Origin of the sequence: Ectothiorhodospira magna, from assembly GCF_900110965.1 — a bacterium.
Taxonomy (GTDB): Bacteria; Pseudomonadota; Gammaproteobacteria; order Ectothiorhodospirales; family Ectothiorhodospiraceae; genus Ectothiorhodospira; species Ectothiorhodospira magna.
The window spans coordinates 167107-183129 of the sequence record NZ_FOFO01000002.1 but is presented as its reverse complement, the minus strand read 5'-3'; the positions used below and the strand labels follow the sequence as shown (position 1 = coordinate 183129).

At 58.5% G+C, this 16023-nt stretch carries 30 protein-coding genes; all 30 read right to left on the bottom strand.

The features are described 5' to 3' along the window. Positions 1-168: 168 nt before the first annotated feature. The 30 genes from BMX62_RS01730 to tuf all read right to left on the bottom strand — a co-directional run bounded on the left by BMX62_RS01730 (position 169) and on the right by tuf (position 15974). Positions 169-1062 (bottom strand): prenyltransferase, encoded by an 894-nt coding sequence (locus BMX62_RS01730; protein ID WP_090203059.1) that lies wholly within the window; start codon positions 1060-1062, stop codon positions 169-171. 153 nt (positions 1063-1215) lie between these two features. After that, positions 1216-1602, bottom strand: a complete 387-nt coding sequence (gene rplQ, locus BMX62_RS01725; protein ID WP_090203056.1) for a 50S ribosomal protein L17 — start codon at positions 1600-1602, stop codon at positions 1216-1218. 41 nt (positions 1603-1643) lie between these two features. Beyond that, positions 1644-2645, bottom strand: coding sequence for a DNA-directed RNA polymerase subunit alpha (locus BMX62_RS01720; RefSeq protein WP_090203053.1), 1002 nt, complete (start codon positions 2643-2645; stop codon positions 1644-1646). Between the two features lie 18 nt (positions 2646-2663). Then, the gene (rpsD, locus tag BMX62_RS01715) at positions 2664-3284 is read right to left on the bottom strand and encodes a 30S ribosomal protein S4 (protein ID WP_090203050.1); all 621 of its coding nucleotides are present in this window, start codon (positions 3282-3284) and stop codon (positions 2664-2666) included. A 15-nt stretch (positions 3285-3299) separates the two neighbouring features. Then, a complete protein-coding gene (rpsK, locus tag BMX62_RS01710; RefSeq protein WP_090203046.1) occupies positions 3300-3686 on the bottom strand; it encodes a 30S ribosomal protein S11 in 387 nt (128 codons plus the stop codon). 24 nt (positions 3687-3710) lie between these two features. Further along, positions 3711-4067: a 30S ribosomal protein S13 gene (gene rpsM / locus BMX62_RS01705; RefSeq protein ID WP_090203041.1), complete on the bottom strand. Its 357-nt coding sequence runs from the start codon at positions 4065-4067 to the stop codon at positions 3711-3713. Between the two features lie 67 nt (positions 4068-4134). Further along, positions 4135-4248: a 50S ribosomal protein L36 gene (gene rpmJ / locus BMX62_RS01700; protein ID WP_008933182.1), complete on the bottom strand. Its 114-nt coding sequence runs from the start codon at positions 4246-4248 to the stop codon at positions 4135-4137. Positions 4249-4273: 25 nt separating this feature from the next. Next, positions 4274-5629 carry a preprotein translocase subunit SecY gene (gene secY / locus BMX62_RS01695; protein WP_040406035.1) on the bottom strand — a complete coding sequence of 452 codons (1356 nt, stop codon included), beginning with the start codon at positions 5627-5629 and terminating at the stop codon, positions 4274-4276. Continuing rightward, a complete protein-coding gene (gene rplO, locus BMX62_RS01690) occupies positions 5630-6061 on the bottom strand; it encodes a 50S ribosomal protein L15 (RefSeq protein WP_090203038.1) in 432 nt (143 codons plus the stop codon). It abuts the gene before it with no gap. 1 nt (position 6062) lies between these two features. Further along, a complete protein-coding gene (gene rpmD / locus BMX62_RS01685) occupies positions 6063-6251 on the bottom strand; it encodes a 50S ribosomal protein L30 (protein ID WP_008933179.1) in 189 nt (62 codons plus the stop codon). A gap of 2 nt (positions 6252-6253) precedes the next feature. Beyond that, a complete protein-coding gene (gene rpsE, locus BMX62_RS01680) occupies positions 6254-6757 on the bottom strand; it encodes a 30S ribosomal protein S5 (RefSeq protein ID WP_090203034.1) in 504 nt (167 codons plus the stop codon). Between the two features lie 13 nt (positions 6758-6770). Then, complete coding sequence (gene rplR / locus BMX62_RS01675) at positions 6771-7124, bottom strand: 50S ribosomal protein L18 (RefSeq protein ID WP_008933177.1); 354 nt, start codon at positions 7122-7124, stop codon at positions 6771-6773. A 15-nt stretch (positions 7125-7139) separates the two neighbouring features. Then, positions 7140-7673: a 50S ribosomal protein L6 gene (rplF, locus tag BMX62_RS01670; RefSeq protein ID WP_090203031.1), complete on the bottom strand. Its 534-nt coding sequence runs from the start codon at positions 7671-7673 to the stop codon at positions 7140-7142. A gap of 13 nt (positions 7674-7686) precedes the next feature. After that, complete coding sequence (gene rpsH, locus BMX62_RS01665) at positions 7687-8082, bottom strand: 30S ribosomal protein S8 (RefSeq protein WP_090203028.1); 396 nt, start codon at positions 8080-8082, stop codon at positions 7687-7689. A gap of 15 nt (positions 8083-8097) precedes the next feature. Then, on the bottom strand, positions 8098-8403 hold the full coding sequence (rpsN, locus tag BMX62_RS01660; protein WP_090203025.1) for a 30S ribosomal protein S14: 306 nt from the start codon (positions 8401-8403) through the stop codon (positions 8098-8100). Positions 8404-8418: 15 nt separating this feature from the next. Then, entirely contained in the window at positions 8419-8958 is a 540-nt protein-coding gene (gene rplE / locus BMX62_RS01655) for a 50S ribosomal protein L5 (protein ID WP_090203022.1), read from the bottom strand. 10 nt (positions 8959-8968) lie between these two features. Continuing rightward, positions 8969-9289: a 50S ribosomal protein L24 gene (rplX, locus tag BMX62_RS01650; RefSeq protein ID WP_090203019.1), complete on the bottom strand. Its 321-nt coding sequence runs from the start codon at positions 9287-9289 to the stop codon at positions 8969-8971. Positions 9290-9306: 17 nt separating this feature from the next. Further along, entirely contained in the window at positions 9307-9675 is a 369-nt protein-coding gene (gene rplN, locus BMX62_RS01645) for a 50S ribosomal protein L14 (protein ID WP_090203014.1), read from the bottom strand. Positions 9676-9715: 40 nt separating this feature from the next. Further along, positions 9716-9982, bottom strand: a complete 267-nt coding sequence (gene rpsQ, locus BMX62_RS01640) for a 30S ribosomal protein S17 (protein ID WP_008933170.1) — start codon at positions 9980-9982, stop codon at positions 9716-9718. Between the two features lie 4 nt (positions 9983-9986). Next, complete coding sequence (gene rpmC, locus BMX62_RS01635) at positions 9987-10184, bottom strand: 50S ribosomal protein L29 (RefSeq protein ID WP_008933169.1); 198 nt, start codon at positions 10182-10184, stop codon at positions 9987-9989. Then, positions 10184-10597: a 50S ribosomal protein L16 gene (rplP, locus tag BMX62_RS01630; RefSeq protein ID WP_090203010.1), complete on the bottom strand. Its 414-nt coding sequence runs from the start codon at positions 10595-10597 to the stop codon at positions 10184-10186. Before rplP ends, rpmC begins: the two co-directional genes overlap by 1 nt. 11 nt (positions 10598-10608) lie before the next feature. Then, positions 10609-11295, bottom strand: coding sequence for a 30S ribosomal protein S3 (gene rpsC / locus BMX62_RS01625; RefSeq protein ID WP_090203006.1), 687 nt, complete (start codon positions 11293-11295; stop codon positions 10609-10611). A 15-nt stretch (positions 11296-11310) separates the two neighbouring features. Then, complete coding sequence (rplV, locus tag BMX62_RS01620; RefSeq protein ID WP_202906177.1) at positions 11311-11649, bottom strand: 50S ribosomal protein L22; 339 nt, start codon at positions 11647-11649, stop codon at positions 11311-11313. A 3-nt stretch (positions 11650-11652) separates the two neighbouring features. After that, entirely contained in the window at positions 11653-11925 is a 273-nt protein-coding gene (gene rpsS / locus BMX62_RS01615; RefSeq protein ID WP_090203000.1) for a 30S ribosomal protein S19, read from the bottom strand. Between the two features lie 13 nt (positions 11926-11938). Beyond that, complete coding sequence (gene rplB, locus BMX62_RS01610) at positions 11939-12763, bottom strand: 50S ribosomal protein L2 (protein ID WP_090202997.1); 825 nt, start codon at positions 12761-12763, stop codon at positions 11939-11941. Between the two features lie 18 nt (positions 12764-12781). Then, positions 12782-13078, bottom strand: a complete 297-nt coding sequence (gene rplW, locus BMX62_RS01605; RefSeq protein ID WP_090202995.1) for a 50S ribosomal protein L23 — start codon at positions 13076-13078, stop codon at positions 12782-12784. Next, on the bottom strand, positions 13075-13680 hold the full coding sequence (rplD, locus tag BMX62_RS01600; protein ID WP_090202992.1) for a 50S ribosomal protein L4: 606 nt from the start codon (positions 13678-13680) through the stop codon (positions 13075-13077). The genes rplW and rplD overlap by 4 nt, the downstream gene beginning before the upstream one ends. 5 nt (positions 13681-13685) lie before the next feature. Then, positions 13686-14330 carry a 50S ribosomal protein L3 gene (gene rplC, locus BMX62_RS01595; RefSeq protein WP_090202989.1) on the bottom strand — a complete coding sequence of 215 codons (645 nt, stop codon included), beginning with the start codon at positions 14328-14330 and terminating at the stop codon, positions 13686-13688. 133 nt (positions 14331-14463) lie between these two features. After that, positions 14464-14778: a 30S ribosomal protein S10 gene (rpsJ, locus tag BMX62_RS01590; RefSeq protein WP_008933160.1), complete on the bottom strand. Its 315-nt coding sequence runs from the start codon at positions 14776-14778 to the stop codon at positions 14464-14466. 5 nt (positions 14779-14783) lie between these two features. Then, on the bottom strand, positions 14784-15974 hold the full coding sequence (gene tuf / locus BMX62_RS01585; protein ID WP_090202987.1) for an elongation factor Tu: 1191 nt from the start codon (positions 15972-15974) through the stop codon (positions 14784-14786). Positions 15975-16023 lie beyond the last annotated feature (49 nt).

Below are 16023 nucleotides of genomic sequence, written 5' to 3'. Positions count from 1 at the left end.
AACTGCGTTTCGGTTCAGACCGTCTCGCCGTTGGAGAGCGCGCATTATAGGCCCCTCAGTTTTCCCGTCAACTCCCTTTTTGAAACTTTTTTGAAGTTTCTGCAAAAAAGTCATTTTTTCAAATACTTGCGTAACACACTCAATTCCTGACATCTTTCCCCTCTTCCGCTACAGCACAAGCTCCAGCATAAAGGCGCACAGAAACAACAAGGCAAAGACCGCAAACAGCTTTCCGGTCAAGGGTGGCAGATCACTGCGGTCAGCCTGGAGATTTATGACCTTCATCAATGGCACAAAGGCCAAAGGTAGCGAAAAAAGAAGCTGCCACACCCAGGGCAGCAAACCGGCCCACCATAATCCCAAACTGACCAGGTACGCTCCCACCAGCATGGTCACATACAGATAGCGCCCCGCTTCAAGTCCGATCCTCACCGTCAATGTTCCCAGACCATGACGGCGATCCTCCTGATGATCCCGGATTTCGTTTGCCAGCAATACCAGGGACGTCAGCAGACTGAACGGAATACTGACCGCCAGCAGGGACAGGGTGATCGGCGCCCCCATGGCCATGGCCGATCCGCCTACCAGCAGGACACCCATGAACCAGAACACCAGGACCACCCCCAGACCTCGACGCTTGTAATGGACAGGTTCGGCGGAATAGAAATATCCTCCCAGCAGCCCCAGAATGATGATCACCAGCAGGGGCCAGCCCTGTATCAGCACAAGTCCCAGGCCAATCAACAGGGATACACCAAAAAAAATCATTCCCAGAAGATGATGGCGCTGAACCTGGTCAATGGCCTGTGCCCACTCCTGGCGCGCCTCCCCTTCTGCAGCCTGTAAGCGGGATTCAAGCACCGGCAGGTCCGCATGATCATTGATCAGGTTCACCGCCGCTTGAATCAGCACCCCCGCTCCAATGATCAGCAGGGCCAACCAGACATTGCCGTATCCCTGCTGCAATGCCAACACCGTGCCCAGACCACAGGCAGCCATCGCTACGGTGTAGGAAAAGGGCCGGATGGCTCGTCTGAATCGATACGCCCCAGCAGGCTTCATAGCACCTCCGCAAGGAAACCCGCGATTTTGATCGCGGCAAGAATGACGGCTGCGGTATTGCAACCGCCGAAACTGGCACAGCATCCAATATCACCAGACACAAAAAAGCCGGCACCCAGGCCGGCTTTTTAAAGCGGGAGATGTTGAGCAAAATTACTCAGCAGTCTCCGCAGCAGCGAACTCCGGACGATCCACCAGTTCCACATAAGCCATCGGTGCGTTGTCTCCCTTACGGAAACCACACTTCAGGATACGCAGGTAACCCCCCGGACGGGCCTGGTAACGAGGACCCAGTTCATTGAACAGCTTGCCCACGATTTCGTCGTCCCGCAGACGCGCAAAGGCGAGACGGCGAGTATGAACGCTGTCTTCCTTTGCCAAGGTGATCAAGGGCTCGGCCACCCGGCGCAGTTCCTTCGCCTTGGGCAGCGTCGTCTTGATCGCTTCGTGGCGGAACAGCGACAGCGCCAGGCTCTGCATGGTGGCCTTGCGATGTGAACTGTTGCGATTAAGTTGCCTACCCGAGTGACGGTGACGCATGGCTTATATTCCTTCAGTCAAAATCTGCGAGACGACCGGGGTTAACCGGCGCTCTTCTTTTCGTGTTCTTTAAGGCCCGGCGGTGGCCAGTTCTCAAGACGCATCCCCATAGACAGGCCATGGGAGGCCAGTACATCCTTGATCTCGGTCAGGGATTTCTTGCCCAGGTTCGGAGTCTTGAGCAGCTCTACTTCGGTTCTCTGAATCAGATCCCCGATGTAATAGATATTCTCCGCCTTCAGACAGTTGGCTGAACGCACGGTCAGCTCCAGATCATCCACCGGCCGCAGCAGGATCGGGTCGATGTCCATGGACTTGCTTTCCTGGGTCACAGCCTCGTCACCCCGCAGCTCCACAAAGGCCATCAACTGACTTTGCAAAATGGTCGCCGCCTGACGAATGGCGTCATCCGGCGCCACAGTACCATTGGTCTCCAACTCGATGACCAGACGATCCATGTCGGTACGCTGCTCCACCCGGGCACTTTCCACGTTGTAAGCCACCCGACGGATCGGACTGAAACTGGCGTCCAGCATCAGGCGACCGATCGGGCGATCATCACCATCGGCCTGACGGCGGGCAGACACCGGCTGATAGCCTCGTCCTCTGCCCACTTTCAGAGTCATGTTCAACTCGCCATTGGTGAGGTGAGCAATGACATGGTTCGGGTTCACGATTTCCACGTCATGATCCAGGCTGATGTCACCCGCTGTGACCACCCCCGGCCCTTTTTTCTTCAGGACCAGGGTCGCCTCATCACGGGCCGTCATGCGCAATGCAATACCTTTAAGATTCAGCAGGACATCGACGACATCCTCCTGGACCCCTTCGAGGGTGGTGTACTCATGCAGCACACCTTCGATCTCTGCCTCCACCACGGCAGCACCGGGGATGGAAGACAGCAGGATTCGGCGAAGTGCGTTGCCGAGCGTATGACCGAAACCCCGCTCAAGCGGCTCCAGCACCACCTTGGACATGTTGTCCGAGATGGACTGGACCTCGATATGCCGAGGCTTGAGGAGTTCGTTGACCTTGGTCTGCATCAAAGACCTCGTAACTGATTACTTGGAGTAGAGCTCGACCACCAGGGATTCGTTAATATCCGCCGGCAGGTCACTACGCTCAGGAGCGTTCTTGAACACACCTTCCATTTTCTTGGTGTCCACGTCCACCCACTCAGGGAAACCGAACTGCTCGGCCAGCGTCAGGGAATCCTGGATGCGAACCTGCTTGCGGGATTTTTCCCGAATGGAAATCACATCCGTGGGCTTGACCTGATAGGAAGGGATATTCACAGTACGGCCATTCACCTGAATGGCCTTGTGGCTCACCAGCTGACGGGCTTCTGCACGGGTGCTGCCAAAGCCCATCCGGTAGGCCACGTTGTCCAGCCGACATTCCAGCAGACGCAGCAGGTTATCACCGGTGGAACCCTTCAGGCGGCTCGCTTCTTTGTAATAATTGCGGAACTGACGCTCCAGCACGCCATAAATACGGCGCAGCTTTTGCTTTTCGCGCAGCTGTACGCCGTAGTCAGACAGGCGGGTACGACGATCACCATGCTGCCCAGGAGCCTTGTCCAGTTTGCACTTGGAATCCAATGCGCGAACACGGCTTTTCAGGGACAGATCGGTGCCTTCGCGGCGACTCAGCTTGCACTTGGGACCAATATAACGTGCCATGGTGCTCCTCCGGGACTATACGCGCCGCTTCTTCGGCGGACGGCAACCATTATGGGGAATCGGCGTAATATCGCTGATGTTCGTGATCTTGAAGCCCGCATTGTTCAGGGCGCGAACCGCCGATTCCCGGCCTGGGCCGGGACCCTTGACGAGCACTTCCAGATTCTTGAGACCATATTCCTGCGCTGCCGTACCCGCACGCTCGGCAGCCACCTGGGCCGCAAAGGGCGTGCTTTTACGAGAACCGCGGAACCCGGAACCACCGGCTGTGGCCCAGGACAGGGTATTACCCTGGCGATCAGTGATCGTCACAATCGTATTGTTGAAGGACGCATAAACATGCGCCACTCCGTCCGAAACGGACTTTTTGACCTTTTTACGGGTCCGGGGGGCCTGTGCCATACCTGTTTCCTGTAATCCTGATAATTACTTGCGGATGGGGCGACGCGGTCCCTTGCGGGTGCGCGCGTTGGTGCGAGTACGCTGACCGCGCAGGGGCAGACCGCGACGGTGGCGCAAGCCCCGGTAGCAGCCCAGATCCATCAAGCGCTTGATGTTCATGGAAGTTTCACGGCGAAGATCCCCTTCGACGGTGAAACGGCCCACTTCGGTACGCACCTTCTCCACCTCGTCTTCGGAGAGATCGCGGATCTTGATGTCCGGACGAATCCCGGCAGCCTCGCAGATCTTCTGGGCACGGGTTTTACCGACACCGTAGATTGCCTGAAGGGCAATCACGGCATGTTTGTGGTCCGGAATATTGACACCTGCTACACGAGCCATCCAGCTATCTCCAAGCACCGGCGGAAAAGCCGGGTATTCTAACCAGTGAACGCCGCCGAATCAACGGTCAGCCCTGCCGCTGTTTGTGACGGGGATCCGAGCAGATCACACGCACCACACCGTTGCGGCGGATGATCTTGCAGTTGCGGCAAATCTTTTTTACAGACGCACGTACTTTCATCTTAAATTTCCTCTAGCTGGGCCTGCTATCGCAGCATGCCCGACTTGCCATAGCCTTTCAGGTTGGCCTTGCGCATCAATCCCTCGTACTGATGGGACACCAGGTGCGCCTGCAACTGCGCCATGAAATCCATCACCACGATCACGATGATCAGCAGGGACGCACCACCGAAGTAGAAGGGCACGTTCCAGTACAGGATCAGGAACTCGGGCATCAGACACACCGCGGTGATGTAGATGGCACCCACCGCCGTCAGACGGGTCATGACACCATCGATATACCGCTCGGTCTGCGCCCCCGGCCGGATACCTGGAATGAAGGCACCTGACTTTTTCAGGTTTTCCGCCGTCTCCCGGGCATTGAACACCAACGCCGTATAGAAGAAGCAGAAAAATACGATCGCCGCACCATACAACATCACATAGAGCGGCTGTCCCGGGCCCAGGGCCGTCGACAGATCCCGCAGCCAGGTCATGCCCTCCGCCTGCCCAAACCAGGTTCCCAAAGTTGCGGGGAACAGGATGATGCTGGAGGCGAAGATGGCCGGAATCACACCCGCCATGTTCAGCTTCAGGGGCAGATGACTGCTCTGACCGCCGAAGACCTTGCGCCCTACCTGGCGCTTGGCATAGTTGACCGTGATACGACGCTGACCACGTTCCACAAAGACGATGAAACCGATCACCGCCATGCCCATGGTCATGAGCAGGATCACGAAGGCAGGAGACAGCTCACCGGTACTGGCCAGTTCCAGAGTCCCCCCCAGGGCACCCGGCAGACCGGCAACGATACCAGCGAAGATGATGATGGAGATACCGTTGCCGATACCCCGCTCCGTCACCTGTTCACCCAACCACATCAGGAACACCGTGCCGGTCACCAGAGAGACCACCGTGGTGAAGATGAAACCGATACCCGGATTCACCGCCACCGTGGTGTCACCGATCACCTGCTGATTCAGGGCGATGGCGATACCGATACTCTGGATCAGGGCCAGGAACACCGTGCCGTAGCGGGTGTACTGGGTGATTTTTCGCCGCCCCGGCTCCCCTTCCTTCTTGATCTGTTGCAGGGCCGGCACTGTTGCAGCCAGAAGCTGCATGATGATGGCCGCCGAGATGTAGGGCATCACCCCCAGGGCAAACAGACTCAGACGCTCAAGGGCCCCACCTGCAAACATGTTGAACATGTCCAGAATGGTGCCCGACTGAGCGTCGTAGAACTGCGCCATTGCAATGGGATCGATCCCCGGCACCGGAATAAACGTTCCGATGCGGTAGACCACCAACGCCATCAGCACAAACAAAAGGCGCTGGCGAAGTTCAGTGAACCTCCCCAGCCCGCCTAATGTTGCGCCCCCTGCTGTATTGGAAGCGGCCACTTAGTCCTCGATCTGCCCGCCGGCGGCCTCGATGGCAGCCCGCGCGCCCTTGGTTACGGCCACGCCCTTGAGGCTCACGGCCTTGTCAATGGAACCCGAGGCAATCACCTTGGCCTTGACGGTCTGTGCCGGTACAACGCCGGCAGCTTTCAGAGCCGCCAGGTCGATCACGCCTTCCAGGCCGGCCAGCTCATGCAGACGCACCTCGGCATTGCCGGCACTGGTACGGGAACGAAAACCCACCTTCGGCAGGCGGCGCTGCAAGGGCATCTGACCGCCCTCAAAGCCCACCTTGTGATAACCGCCGGCACGGGATTTTTGACCCTTGTGACCACGGCCACCGGTCTTGCCCAGACCAGAACCGATACCACGACCAAGACGCTTGGCGTCGGGACGGCTACCCGGTGCGGGACTCAGATTGTTCAGTCTCATCTCAAACCTCCTCAACCTTCAGGAGATAGGATACCTTGTTGATCATCCCCCGATTTTCCGGCGTATCCTTGACGACCACCGGATTATGGATACGACGGATGCCGAGGCCGCGCAGGCAGGCCTGGTGGCTCTTCAGCCGCCCATGCTTGCTGCGGATCAGCGTCACCTTGAGTTCGTTCGCGGCTGCCATGATTACCCCACGATCTCTTCGAGTTTCTTGCCACGCTTGGCGGCGATGAGCTTCGGATCATGCACGGCGGTCAAGCCATTCAGGGTCGCACGCACCACATTGATGGGGTTGCGCGAGCCAATGCACTTGGCCAGCACGTTACGCACACCCGCCACTTCGAAGACGGCGCGCATGGCACCACCGGCGATGATACCGGTACCTTCGGAAGCCGGCTGAATGAAGACCTTTGCGGCACCGTGACGGGAACTCACGGAATAATGCAGCGTACCATCGTTGAGGGGGACGGAGCGCATGTTCTTGCGCGCGGATTCCATCGCCTTCTGGATGGCCAGGGGTACTTCACGGGCCTTGCCGTAGCCAAAGCCGACCTTGCCGTTACCGTCACCGACCACGGTCAGGGCAGTAAAACGAAACTGGCGTCCACCCTTGACCACCTTGGCCACACGGTTGACGGAGATGAGCTTCTCCTGAAGGCCGTCGTTCTCGCTCGCATTCACACTTGCCATTGCATCACCCTTATCAGAATTCCAGGCCACCTTCGCGGGCGGCATCGGCCAACGCCTTCACACGGCCGTGATACTTGAACCCCGAGCGGTCGAACGCCACCTTCTTGATACCCTTGGCGACCGCACGCTCGGCAATCAGACGGCCCACGGCGGCAGCCGCTTCGATGTTGCCGGTGGACTTCAGGCCGCCGCGCACATCGGCTTCCACGGTAGAGGCGCAGGTCAGCACCTCGGAACCGGAGGGCGCGATGATCTGCGCGTACACATGCCGTGGGGTACGGTGCACGCAGAGACGGTGGGCGCCGAGTTCACGGATCTTGTACCGGGCCCGCTTGGAGCGCCGGAGTCGAGCTTCTTTCTTATCCATTGCGGTCACCTAAGCCTACTTCTTCTTCGCTTCCTTGCGGATGATCTGTTCATTCGCGTACCGAATGCCCTTGCCCTTATAGGGTTCCGGCGGCCGGTAACGGCGAATCTCGGAAGCCACCTGCCCCACTTTCTGCTTATCGACGCCCTTGACCAGAATTTCGGTCTGGCTGGGGGTTTCGATGCTGATGCCCTCCGGCACCGGATATTCCACCGGATGGGACAGACCCAGGGTCAGGTTCAGCTTGTTGCCCTGCGCCTGGGCACGGTAGCCCACGCCCACGAGTTCCAGCTTGCGCTGAAAACCTTCGCTTACGCCCACCACCATGTTGTTGACAACGGCGCGCATGGTACCAGCCATCGCATAATGACGGGTATCACCGTTTGCGGGCTTGAAGGTAAGCACACCTTCTTCCTGGGCAATCTCGACGTTCGGGTTGGCCGGGAAAGCAATATTTCCCTTGGGCCCCTTCACGGAGATCGACTCATTGTTGATAGACACATCGACGCCCTTGGGCAATGCGATGGGGTTTTTCGCTACTCGGGACATGGCTTCAATCCGATTAGGAGACGATGCAGAGGACTTCGCCGCCCTGACCCTGAGCGCGGGCCTGGCGATCAGTCATCACACCCTTGGAGGTGGAGACAATGGCGACACCCAGTCCGCCGATCACCTTGGGCAATTCATCCTTGCCACGGTAGATACGCAGACCAGGCCGGCTGACGCGACGGATGGTCTCGATGACCGGGCGGCCCTGGAAGTACTTCAGCTTTACCGTCATGACGGGTTTTTTATCCTGCTCGTTCACCATCACATCGGCGACGTAGCCTTCGTCCTTGAGGACGTTGGCGATGGCCACCTTCAGTTTGGAGGACGGCAGGCTGATTTCGGTCTTGGCAGCGCGCTGGCCATTACGGATGCGGGTCAGCAGATCTGCTACGGGATCGGTCATGCTCATTTCAGGTTTTCCCTCTTACCAGCTCGACTTGACCAGGCCGGGGATATCCCCGCGCATGGCCGCTTCGCGCAGCTTGTTGCGACCCAGGCCAAACTTCCGATAGTACCCATGGGGACGGCCAGTCAGGTGGCAGCGGTTACGCTGACGCACAGGACTGGAATCACGGGGCAGCTTTTGCAGTTTCATCACTGCTGCCATGCGGTCCTCGTGGCTTGTCTCCGGGTTCTGGATGAGCGCCTTGAGCTCTGCGCGTTTCGCCGAGTACTGCTTCACCAACTGGGCGCGCTTGAGTTCGCGCATCATCATGGAAGTTTTGGCCATACTCTATAAACCTCGTTATTGCTTGAACGGGAAGCGGAAGGCTTCCAGCAGCGCCCGGCCTTCCTCGTCGGTCCTGGCGGTGGTGGTGATGGTGATATCCATCCCACGCAGGGCGTCGATCTTGTCGTAATCTACTTCGGGGAAGATGATCTGTTCCCGAATGCCCATATTGAAATTGCCACGACCATCAAAGGACTTGGCGGAAACACCGCGGAAGTCCCGCACCCGAGGCAAAGCCACACTCACCAGACGATCAAGGAACTCGTACATCCGTTCCCGGCGCAGGGTCACCTTGCAGCCAATGGGATAGTCATCGCGGATTTTAAAGCCGGCGATGGACTTACGGGCACGGGTCACCACAGGCTTCTGTCCGGCAATGGCGGTCATGTCGCTCAAGGCGTGCTCGATGATCTTCTTGTCAGCCACCGCCTCACCCAGCCCCATGTTCAGGGTGATCTTGGTGATGCGCGGAACTTCCATGACATTGGAATAGTTGAAGCGCTCCATGAGCTGCTTCACCACCGTCTCCTGATAAAATGCTTTCAGCCTGGCCATCTGATCCACCTTAAGACGCGTCGACGACTTCGTTGTTGGACTTGTAGACGCGCACCTTGCGACCGTCCTCCAGAGTCCTGAACCCGACGCGGTCGCCCTTGCCGGAGGCAGGGTTGTACAGCATCACGTTGGAGATATGCAAGGGCATCTCCTTGTCGATGATACCGCCACTTACGCCCGCATAGGGGTTGGGCTTCTGGTGTTTTTTCACCATGTTGATGTTCTGGACCAGCACCCGATCATTTTCGAGCACCTTCAGAACGGTACCACGGCGGCCCTTGTCTTTGCCGGCAATGACTTGCACGTCATCACCTTGTCGAATTCTGCGCATCGTCTCTTACCTCAGCCTTACAGGACTTCCGGCGCCAGTGAAATAATCTTCATGAACCGCTCGCCGCGCAGTTCACGGGTCACGGGTCCGAAGATACGGGTGCCGATGGGCTGGAGCTGGTTGTTGAGCAGAACGGCCGCATTGCGGTCAAAGCGCACCACAGAACCATCTGGACGACGCACGCCCTTGGCCGTCCGCACCACCACGGCGTTATATACCTCGCCCTTCTTCACCTTGCCACGGGGGATGGCGTCCTTGACGCTCACCTTGATGATGTCACCCACACCGGCATAACGGCGATGAGAACCGCCGAGCACCTTGATGCACTGGACCCGGCGCGCCCCGCTGTTGTCCGCTGCATCCAAAACCGTCTGCATCTGAATCATGTTCTGATCTCACTTCCTATCGGTGGTCACTTGCACCGGCTTACTCAGGCGCGCGCTCAACGACCTTAAGCAGACGGAACGTCTTGGTCCGGGACATGGGACGGCATTCCTTCACCAGGACCTTGTCGCCCATCCGGGAGTCATTGTTCTCGTCATGCACATGGAGCTTGGTAGAGCGACGCATGTACTTACCGTACAGCGGATGCTTGACCCGGCGCTCAATGAGCACGGTACGGGTTTTGTCCATCTTGTCGCTCACCACACGGCCGGTGATCGCACGCTGTTCTTTTTGTTCCTGTTCGCTCATGACTTCACTCGCCTGCCATCGAACGCTGATTCAGCACGGTCTTGATGCGGGCAATATCCTTGCGGATTTTGCCAAAGCGGTCAGGACGCGGCGATTGGCCGGTGCCCTTCTGCATGCGCATTTTGAACTGCTCGCGATAAAGCTCCAGCAGTTCGCCCTGCAGCTCATCGCTGCCCTTTTCACGTACTTCGCTTACCTTCATCACATCACCTGCCGAGTCACAAATGCGGTCTTGATGGGCAGCTTGGCGGCGGCCAGGCGGAAGGCCTCGCGGGCCACTTCCTCACTGACGCCTTCCATTTCGTAGAGCACGCGACCGGGCTGAATCTTGCACACCCAGTACTCCACATTGCCCTTACCCTTACCCATACGCACTTCAACGGGCTTTTTGGTGACCGGCACATCCGGGAATACCCGGATCCAGATCTTGCCGCCACGCTTGATGTGACGGGTCATGGCACGACGAGCCGCTTCAATCTGGCGCGCCGTGATCCGGCCCCGGTCCACGGACTTCAGGGCGTATTCACCGAAACTGACCTTTTCGCCGGAGGTGGCGAGACCGCGGTTCTTGCCCTTGAACTGCTTGCGGAATTTGGTCCTCTTGGGCTGCAGCATCTTTCAACTCCTCAGTTAACCGCGGCCTTGCCATCCTGGGGAGCGTCCGTCTTGCTATCGAAGTCGAACACTTCACCCTTGAATACCCACACCTTGACACCGATGATGCCGTAGGTGGTGCGGGCTTCGGCAAACCCATAATCAATGTCAGCGCGCAGCGTGTGTAGCGGCACACGGCCTTCCCGGTACCACTCGCTGCGGGCGATTTCGGCGCCATTGAGACGACCGGAAACATGTACTTTCACCCCCAGGGCACCCAGACGCATGGCATTGCCCACGGCGCGCTTCATGGCACGGCGGAACATGATGCGGCGCTCCAGCTGCTGCGCGATTCCTTCAGCGACCAACTGGGCATCGGTCTCCGGCTTGCGAATTTCCTCGATGTTGATCTTGACGTTGGGAACGCCCAGACCCAGGCGCCCTGCCACTTCCTTGCGCAGTGCCTCGATATCTTCACCCTTTTTACCGATCACAATACCCGGACGGGCAGTGTGAATGGTGATGAACGCCTGCCGCGCCGGCCGGGCGATCTCGATCCTGCTGACAGAGGCCTGGGCCAGTTTCTGCTTCAGGAACTGACGAATTTCCAGGTCCTTGTGCAGGTTATCCGCATAATCTCTGCCGTCGGCATACCAAGTGGATGCCCAGTCAGCGGAGATGCCAAGGCGGAAGCCGATCGGATTTACTTTCTGACCCATCTCAGACCCCTAACTTTACTCAGCGCTCACGGCCACAGTGATATGGCTCGTGCGTTTCGTGATCCGGTTGGCACGGCCCTTGGCCCGTGCCGCGATGCGCTTGAGAACCGGCCCCTGGTCCACGCAAATGCGTGATACCTTGAGCTCGTCCACATCAGCGCCATCATTATGTTCTGCGTTGGCAATGGCCGATTCGAGCACTTTTTTCACCAGATGAGCACCCTTTTTGGGGCTGAAATTCAGCACCTGAAGGGCCCGCTCAACGGGCAGTCCACGAATCTGATCCGCCACCAGGCGGCATTTCTGCGGCGATATACGCGCAAATCGCAGTTGAGCCATGGTTTCCATGATGATCCTCTACCTAGCCTTCTTGTCGGCCACATGCCCCTTGAAGGTACGCGTTGCCGCGAACTCTCCAAGCTTGTGACCCACCATGTTCTCGCTGATCAGCACGGGTACGTGCTGACGACCGTTATGCACAGCGATGGTCAAGCCCACCATTTGCGGAATGACCATCGACCGACGGGACCAGGTCTTGAGCGGACGCCGGTCATTGTTGGCAGCGGCGGTTTCGACCTTCTTCAGCAGATGATGATCGACAAAAGGACCTTTCTTGAGCGAACGTGGCACGACCTATCCCCTCTTACTTCGCTTTGCGACGACGAACAATCATATTGTCCGTGCGCTTGTTCTTGCGGGTTTTGTAACCCTTGGTCGGCACACCCCAGGGGGTGACCGGATGCAGACCGAAGTTCCGGCCCTCACCACCACCGTGGGGGTGGTCCACCGGGTTCATGGCCGTACCACGAACGGTAGGACGGATGCCCAGCCAACGCTTGGCGCCAGCCTTACCGAATTTGCGCAGACTATGTTCCTGATTACCCACTTCACCAATGGTCGCACGACAATCGGCATGGACCTTGCGCATTTCGCCAGAACGCAGCCTCAGGGTGGCATATTGACCTTCACGGGCCACCAACTGGACACCAGCGCCGGCACTGCGGGCGATCTGGGCACCCTTGCCGGGACGCATCTCGATACAGTGCACCACGGTGCCCAGGGGAATGTTCCGCAGGGGCAGCGCGCTACCTGGCTTGATCGGCGCATGGACGCCGGAGACGATGGGATCGCCCGCCTTGACGCCGCGGGGGGCAATGATATACCGCCGCTCACCATCTGCATACAGGACCAGCGCAAGATGCGCGGTGCGGTTCGGATCATATTCCAGGCGCTCGACCTTGCCCGGAATATCGTCCTTGTTCCGCTTGAAGTCCACGATGCGGTAGTGCTGCTTGTGCCCGCCGCCCACATGCCGCACAGTCACGCGGCCCTGGTTGTTGCGACCACCCGACCGGTGCTTCTTTTCCAACAGAGGCCCGAAGGGCTCGCCCTTGTGTAGATCAGGCGTCACCACCCGGACCACAAAACGACGGCCCGCGGAGGTGGGTTTCGACTTGACGATCGCCATCTCGCGTTACCTTTCCGATTACTCGTTGCCGGCCAATTGAATATCGTGACCTGCTTCCAGAGTCACGTAGGCCTTTTTCCAATGCTTGCGGCGTCCGGCGTGGACACCCATGCGCTTGCGCTTGCCCTGCTGATTCAACATGCGCACGGAGTTAACCTTGACGTCGAACAGGGATTCAACCGCTTTTTTTACTTCCACGCGAGTCGCGTCGACAGCCACCTTGAACACATGCTGGTTGTTCAGTTCTCCCAGCAGGGTGCCTTTTTCAGACACATGCGGGGCCACCAGAACCTTGAGCAGTCTTTCCTCATTCATGACAGCCACCCTTCAACTTGCTTCAGTGCCGGCACGGTGATGACCACTTTATCAAAACCCACCAAAGCCACTGGATTCAGATCAGCTACCTCGCACACGCCCACACGGGGCAGGTTGCGGGCAGACAGGTACAGATTGATGTCCGCCTCATTGGTGACGATCAGGGCACCGTCGAGGCTCATGCCATCCAGCCTGGATTTGAGGTCGCGGGTCTTGGGTGCATCGACAGTGAATGCATCCACCACCACCAGACGATCCTGACGAACCAGTTCAGAAAAGATGCTGGCCATCGCGGCACGGTACATCTTTCTGTTCAATTTCTGGGAATAATCCCGAGGCCGGGCAGCAAAAGTCACACCGCCCCCACGCCACAGAGGACTGCGGATGGTACCGGCACGGGCACGGCCACTGCCTTTTTGGCGCCAGGGCTTGGCACCACCACCGCGCACATCGCTACGGCTTTTCTGCGCCTTGGTGCCGGCGCGACCACCCGCCATATAGGCGACTACGGCCTGGTGCACCAGGGTTTCATTAAAATCCCGACCGAACGCGCGATCAGAAACCTCGACGTCCTGCTGGGTGTCTTGAACCTGAAGCTTCATGAGATTCAACCTTTCGCCTTGACAGCGGGACGCACCAGTACGTCACCACCGGTGGAACCCGGTACCGCACCACGAATCAGGAGCAGGTTACGCTCGGCATCCACCCGGACCACTTCCAGGTTTTGCACAGTGCAGCGCTCGTTGCCCATGTGGCCGGCCATCTTCTTACCCTTGAATACGCGACCCGGAGTCTGGTTCTGACCGATCGAGCCCGGCGCCCGATGAGAGCGCGAATTACCGTGGGTGGCGTCCTGCATACTGAAATTGTGACGCTTGACCACACCCTGAAAACCTTTGCCCTTGCTGGTCCCGGTGACATCCACCTTCTGACCCGCGGCAAATACATCTACATTGAGGGTGGCGCCGGCTTCGATGCCTTCGCCTTCCCCGTCCTCAAGACGGAATTCCCAAAGACCACGACCAGCTTCTACGCCAGCTTTGGCCAGATGCCCTGCCTGGGGCTTGGAAACACGACTTGCCCGGCGGCTGCCCACCGCGACCTGCACGGCCCGATAACCATCCCGGTCGCTGGTCTTCACCTGCGCCACCCGGTTAGGCTCAACCTCGATGACAGACACCGGCAGGGAGACCCCGTCTTCAGTGAAGACACGAGTCATGCCCACCTTGCGACCGACCAGTCCGATTGCCATGACACTACCTCTTGCTTCCGCCCCTGAACCGGAGCGCCGAAGAAATTATTCTGCGTTCTGAAAATCACGGCCCGGCACAAGTTACCCTGCACCGGGCCATGGAAAGCCAACAATTATGCCACAACTATTGCGGCTAGTTAAGCTTTATTTGCACATCCACGCCAGCAGCCAGATCCAGCTTCATCAGGGCGTCCACGGTCTTGTCCGTGGGGTCCATGATGTCCATCAGGCGCTTGTGAGTACGGATCTCGTACTGGTCACGGGCATCCTTGTTGACGTGCGGAGAAATCAGCACGGTAAAGCTTTCCATCTTGGTCGGCAGGGGAATCGGGCCCTTCACACGGGCGCCGGTCCGCTTGGCGGTTTCCACGATCTCACTGGCGGAACGATCAATCAGACGATGATCGAAGGCCTTGAGGCGAATACGGATTCTCTGCTTGGCTGCCATGATGGTTACTCAATGATCTTGGAAACGACGCCGGCGCCGACGGTACGGCCACCTTCACGGATCGCAAAGCGCAGACCGTCTTCCATCGCAATGGGGGCGATCAGGGAAACGGTCATCTTCACGTTGTCACCGGGCATCACCATCTCGATGCCTTCCGGCAGATCGCAGGAACCGGTCACGTCCGTGGTACGGAAGTAGAACTGCGGACGGTAGCCGTTGAAGAACGGGGTGTGACGACCACCCTCTTCCTTCGACAGCACGTACACTTCCGCTTCGAACTTGGTGTGCGGGGTAATGGAGCCGCTCTTGCACAGCACCTGGCCACGCTCCACTTCGTCACGCTTGGTGCCACGCAGCAGCACGCCCACGTTGTCACCCGCCTGACCCTGATCCAGCAGCTTGCGGAACATTTCCACGCCGGTCACGGTGGTCTTGATGGTGTCGCGGATACCCACGATGGAGACTTCGTCACCCACCTTGACAATACCGCGCTCGATACGGCCAGTCACCACTGTACCACGACCAGAGATGGAAAACACGTCTTCCACCGGCATCAGGAACGCACCGTCGATGGCACGCTCCGGCTCCGGAATGTAATCATCCAGGGCCGCAATCAGCTTGTCGATGGCCGGCATGCCGATGTCGGAGGTGTCACCTTCCAGGGCCTTGAGGGCAGAACCGACAACGATCGGGGTGTCGTCACCAGGGAAGTCATAGCTCGACAGCAGGTCGCGCACTTCCATTTCCACCAGCTCCAGCAGCTCGGCATCGTCCACCATGTCGGCCTTGTTCAGGAACACGACAATGTAGGGCACGCCCACCTGACGGGCCAGCAGAATGTGCTCACGGGTCTGGGGCATCGGGCCGTCCGCGGCAGACACCACCAGAATCGCGCCGTCCATCTGCGCCGCACCGGTGATCATGTTCTTCACGTAGTCGGCGTGACCGGGGCAATCCACGTGGGCATAGTGACGGTTGTCGGACTCGTACTCCACATGGGACGTAGCAATGGTAATACCGCGAGCGCGCTCTTCCGGGGCGTTGTCGATCTGGTCGTAGCCACGGACCTCGCCACCATACTTCTTCGCCTGAACCACCGTCAGCGCCGCCGTCAGCGTGGTCTTGCCATGGTCAACGTGACCAATGGTGCCCACGTTCACGTGCGGCTTATTACGCTCAAATTTTTCCTTCGACACCTTAGTATTACCCCTTCAATATTCGAATCTGGTGACGTCCGATCAAGCC

Bases quoted from the DNA above. Each gene is read 5' to 3' on its own strand.
- BMX62_RS01730 (WP_090203059.1), bottom strand. From the start codon at position 1,062: ATGAAGCCTGCTGGGGCGTATCGATTCAGACGAGCCATCCGGCCCTTT.
- rplQ (WP_090203056.1), bottom strand. From the start codon at position 1,602: ATGCGTCACCGTCACTCGGGTAGGCAACTTAATCGCAACAGTTCACAT.
- BMX62_RS01720 (WP_090203053.1), bottom strand. From the start codon at position 2,645: ATGCAGACCAAGGTCAACGAACTCCTCAAGCCTCGGCATATCGAGGTC.
- rpsD (WP_090203050.1), bottom strand. From the start codon at position 3,284: ATGGCACGTTATATTGGTCCCAAGTGCAAGCTGAGTCGCCGCGAAGGC.
- rpsK (WP_090203046.1), bottom strand. From the start codon at position 3,686: ATGGCACAGGCCCCCCGGACCCGTAAAAAGGTCAAAAAGTCCGTTTCG.
- rpsM (WP_090203041.1), bottom strand. From the start codon at position 4,067: ATGGCTCGTGTAGCAGGTGTCAATATTCCGGACCACAAACATGCCGTG.
- rpmJ (WP_008933182.1), bottom strand. From the start codon at position 4,248: ATGAAAGTACGTGCGTCTGTAAAAAAGATTTGCCGCAACTGCAAGATC.
- rplO (WP_090203038.1), bottom strand. From the start codon at position 6,061: ATGAGACTGAACAATCTGAGTCCCGCACCGGGTAGCCGTCCCGACGCC.
- rpmD (WP_008933179.1), bottom strand. From the start codon at position 6,251: ATGGCAGCCGCGAACGAACTCAAGGTGACGCTGATCCGCAGCAAGCAT.
- rpsE (WP_090203034.1), bottom strand. From the start codon at position 6,757: ATGGCAAGTGTGAATGCGAGCGAGAACGACGGCCTTCAGGAGAAGCTC.
- rplR (WP_008933177.1), bottom strand. From the start codon at position 7,124: ATGGATAAGAAAGAAGCTCGACTCCGGCGCTCCAAGCGGGCCCGGTAC.
- rplF (WP_090203031.1), bottom strand. From the start codon at position 7,673: ATGTCCCGAGTAGCGAAAAACCCCATCGCATTGCCCAAGGGCGTCGAT.
- rpsH (WP_090203028.1), bottom strand. From the start codon at position 8,082: ATGAGCATGACCGATCCCGTAGCAGATCTGCTGACCCGCATCCGTAAT.
- rpsN (WP_090203025.1), bottom strand. From the start codon at position 8,403: ATGGCCAAAACTTCCATGATGATGCGCGAACTCAAGCGCGCCCAGTTG.
- rplE (WP_090203022.1), bottom strand. From the start codon at position 8,958: ATGGCCAGGCTGAAAGCATTTTATCAGGAGACGGTGGTGAAGCAGCTC.
- rplX (WP_090203019.1), bottom strand. From the start codon at position 9,289: ATGCGCAGAATTCGACAAGGTGATGACGTGCAAGTCATTGCCGGCAAA.
- rplN (WP_090203014.1), bottom strand. From the start codon at position 9,675: ATGATTCAGATGCAGACGGTTTTGGATGCAGCGGACAACAGCGGGGCG.
- rpsQ (WP_008933170.1), bottom strand. From the start codon at position 9,982: ATGAGCGAACAGGAACAAAAAGAACAGCGTGCGATCACCGGCCGTGTG.
- rpmC (WP_008933169.1), bottom strand. From the start codon at position 10,184: ATGAAGGTAAGCGAAGTACGTGAAAAGGGCAGCGATGAGCTGCAGGGC.
- rplP (WP_090203010.1), bottom strand. From the start codon at position 10,597: ATGCTGCAGCCCAAGAGGACCAAATTCCGCAAGCAGTTCAAGGGCAAG.
- rpsC (WP_090203006.1), bottom strand. From the start codon at position 11,295: ATGGGTCAGAAAGTAAATCCGATCGGCTTCCGCCTTGGCATCTCCGCT.
- rplB (WP_090202997.1), bottom strand. From the start codon at position 12,763: ATGGCGATCGTCAAGTCGAAACCCACCTCCGCGGGCCGTCGTTTTGTG.
- rplW (WP_090202995.1), bottom strand. From the start codon at position 13,078: ATGAATGAGGAAAGACTGCTCAAGGTTCTGGTGGCCCCGCATGTGTCT.
- rplD (WP_090202992.1), bottom strand. From the start codon at position 13,680: ATGAAGCTTCAGGTTCAAGACACCCAGCAGGACGTCGAGGTTTCTGAT.
- rplC (WP_090202989.1), bottom strand. From the start codon at position 14,330: ATGGCAATCGGACTGGTCGGTCGCAAGGTGGGCATGACTCGTGTCTTC.
- rpsJ (WP_008933160.1), bottom strand. From the start codon at position 14,778: ATGGCAGCCAAGCAGAGAATCCGTATTCGCCTCAAGGCCTTCGATCAT.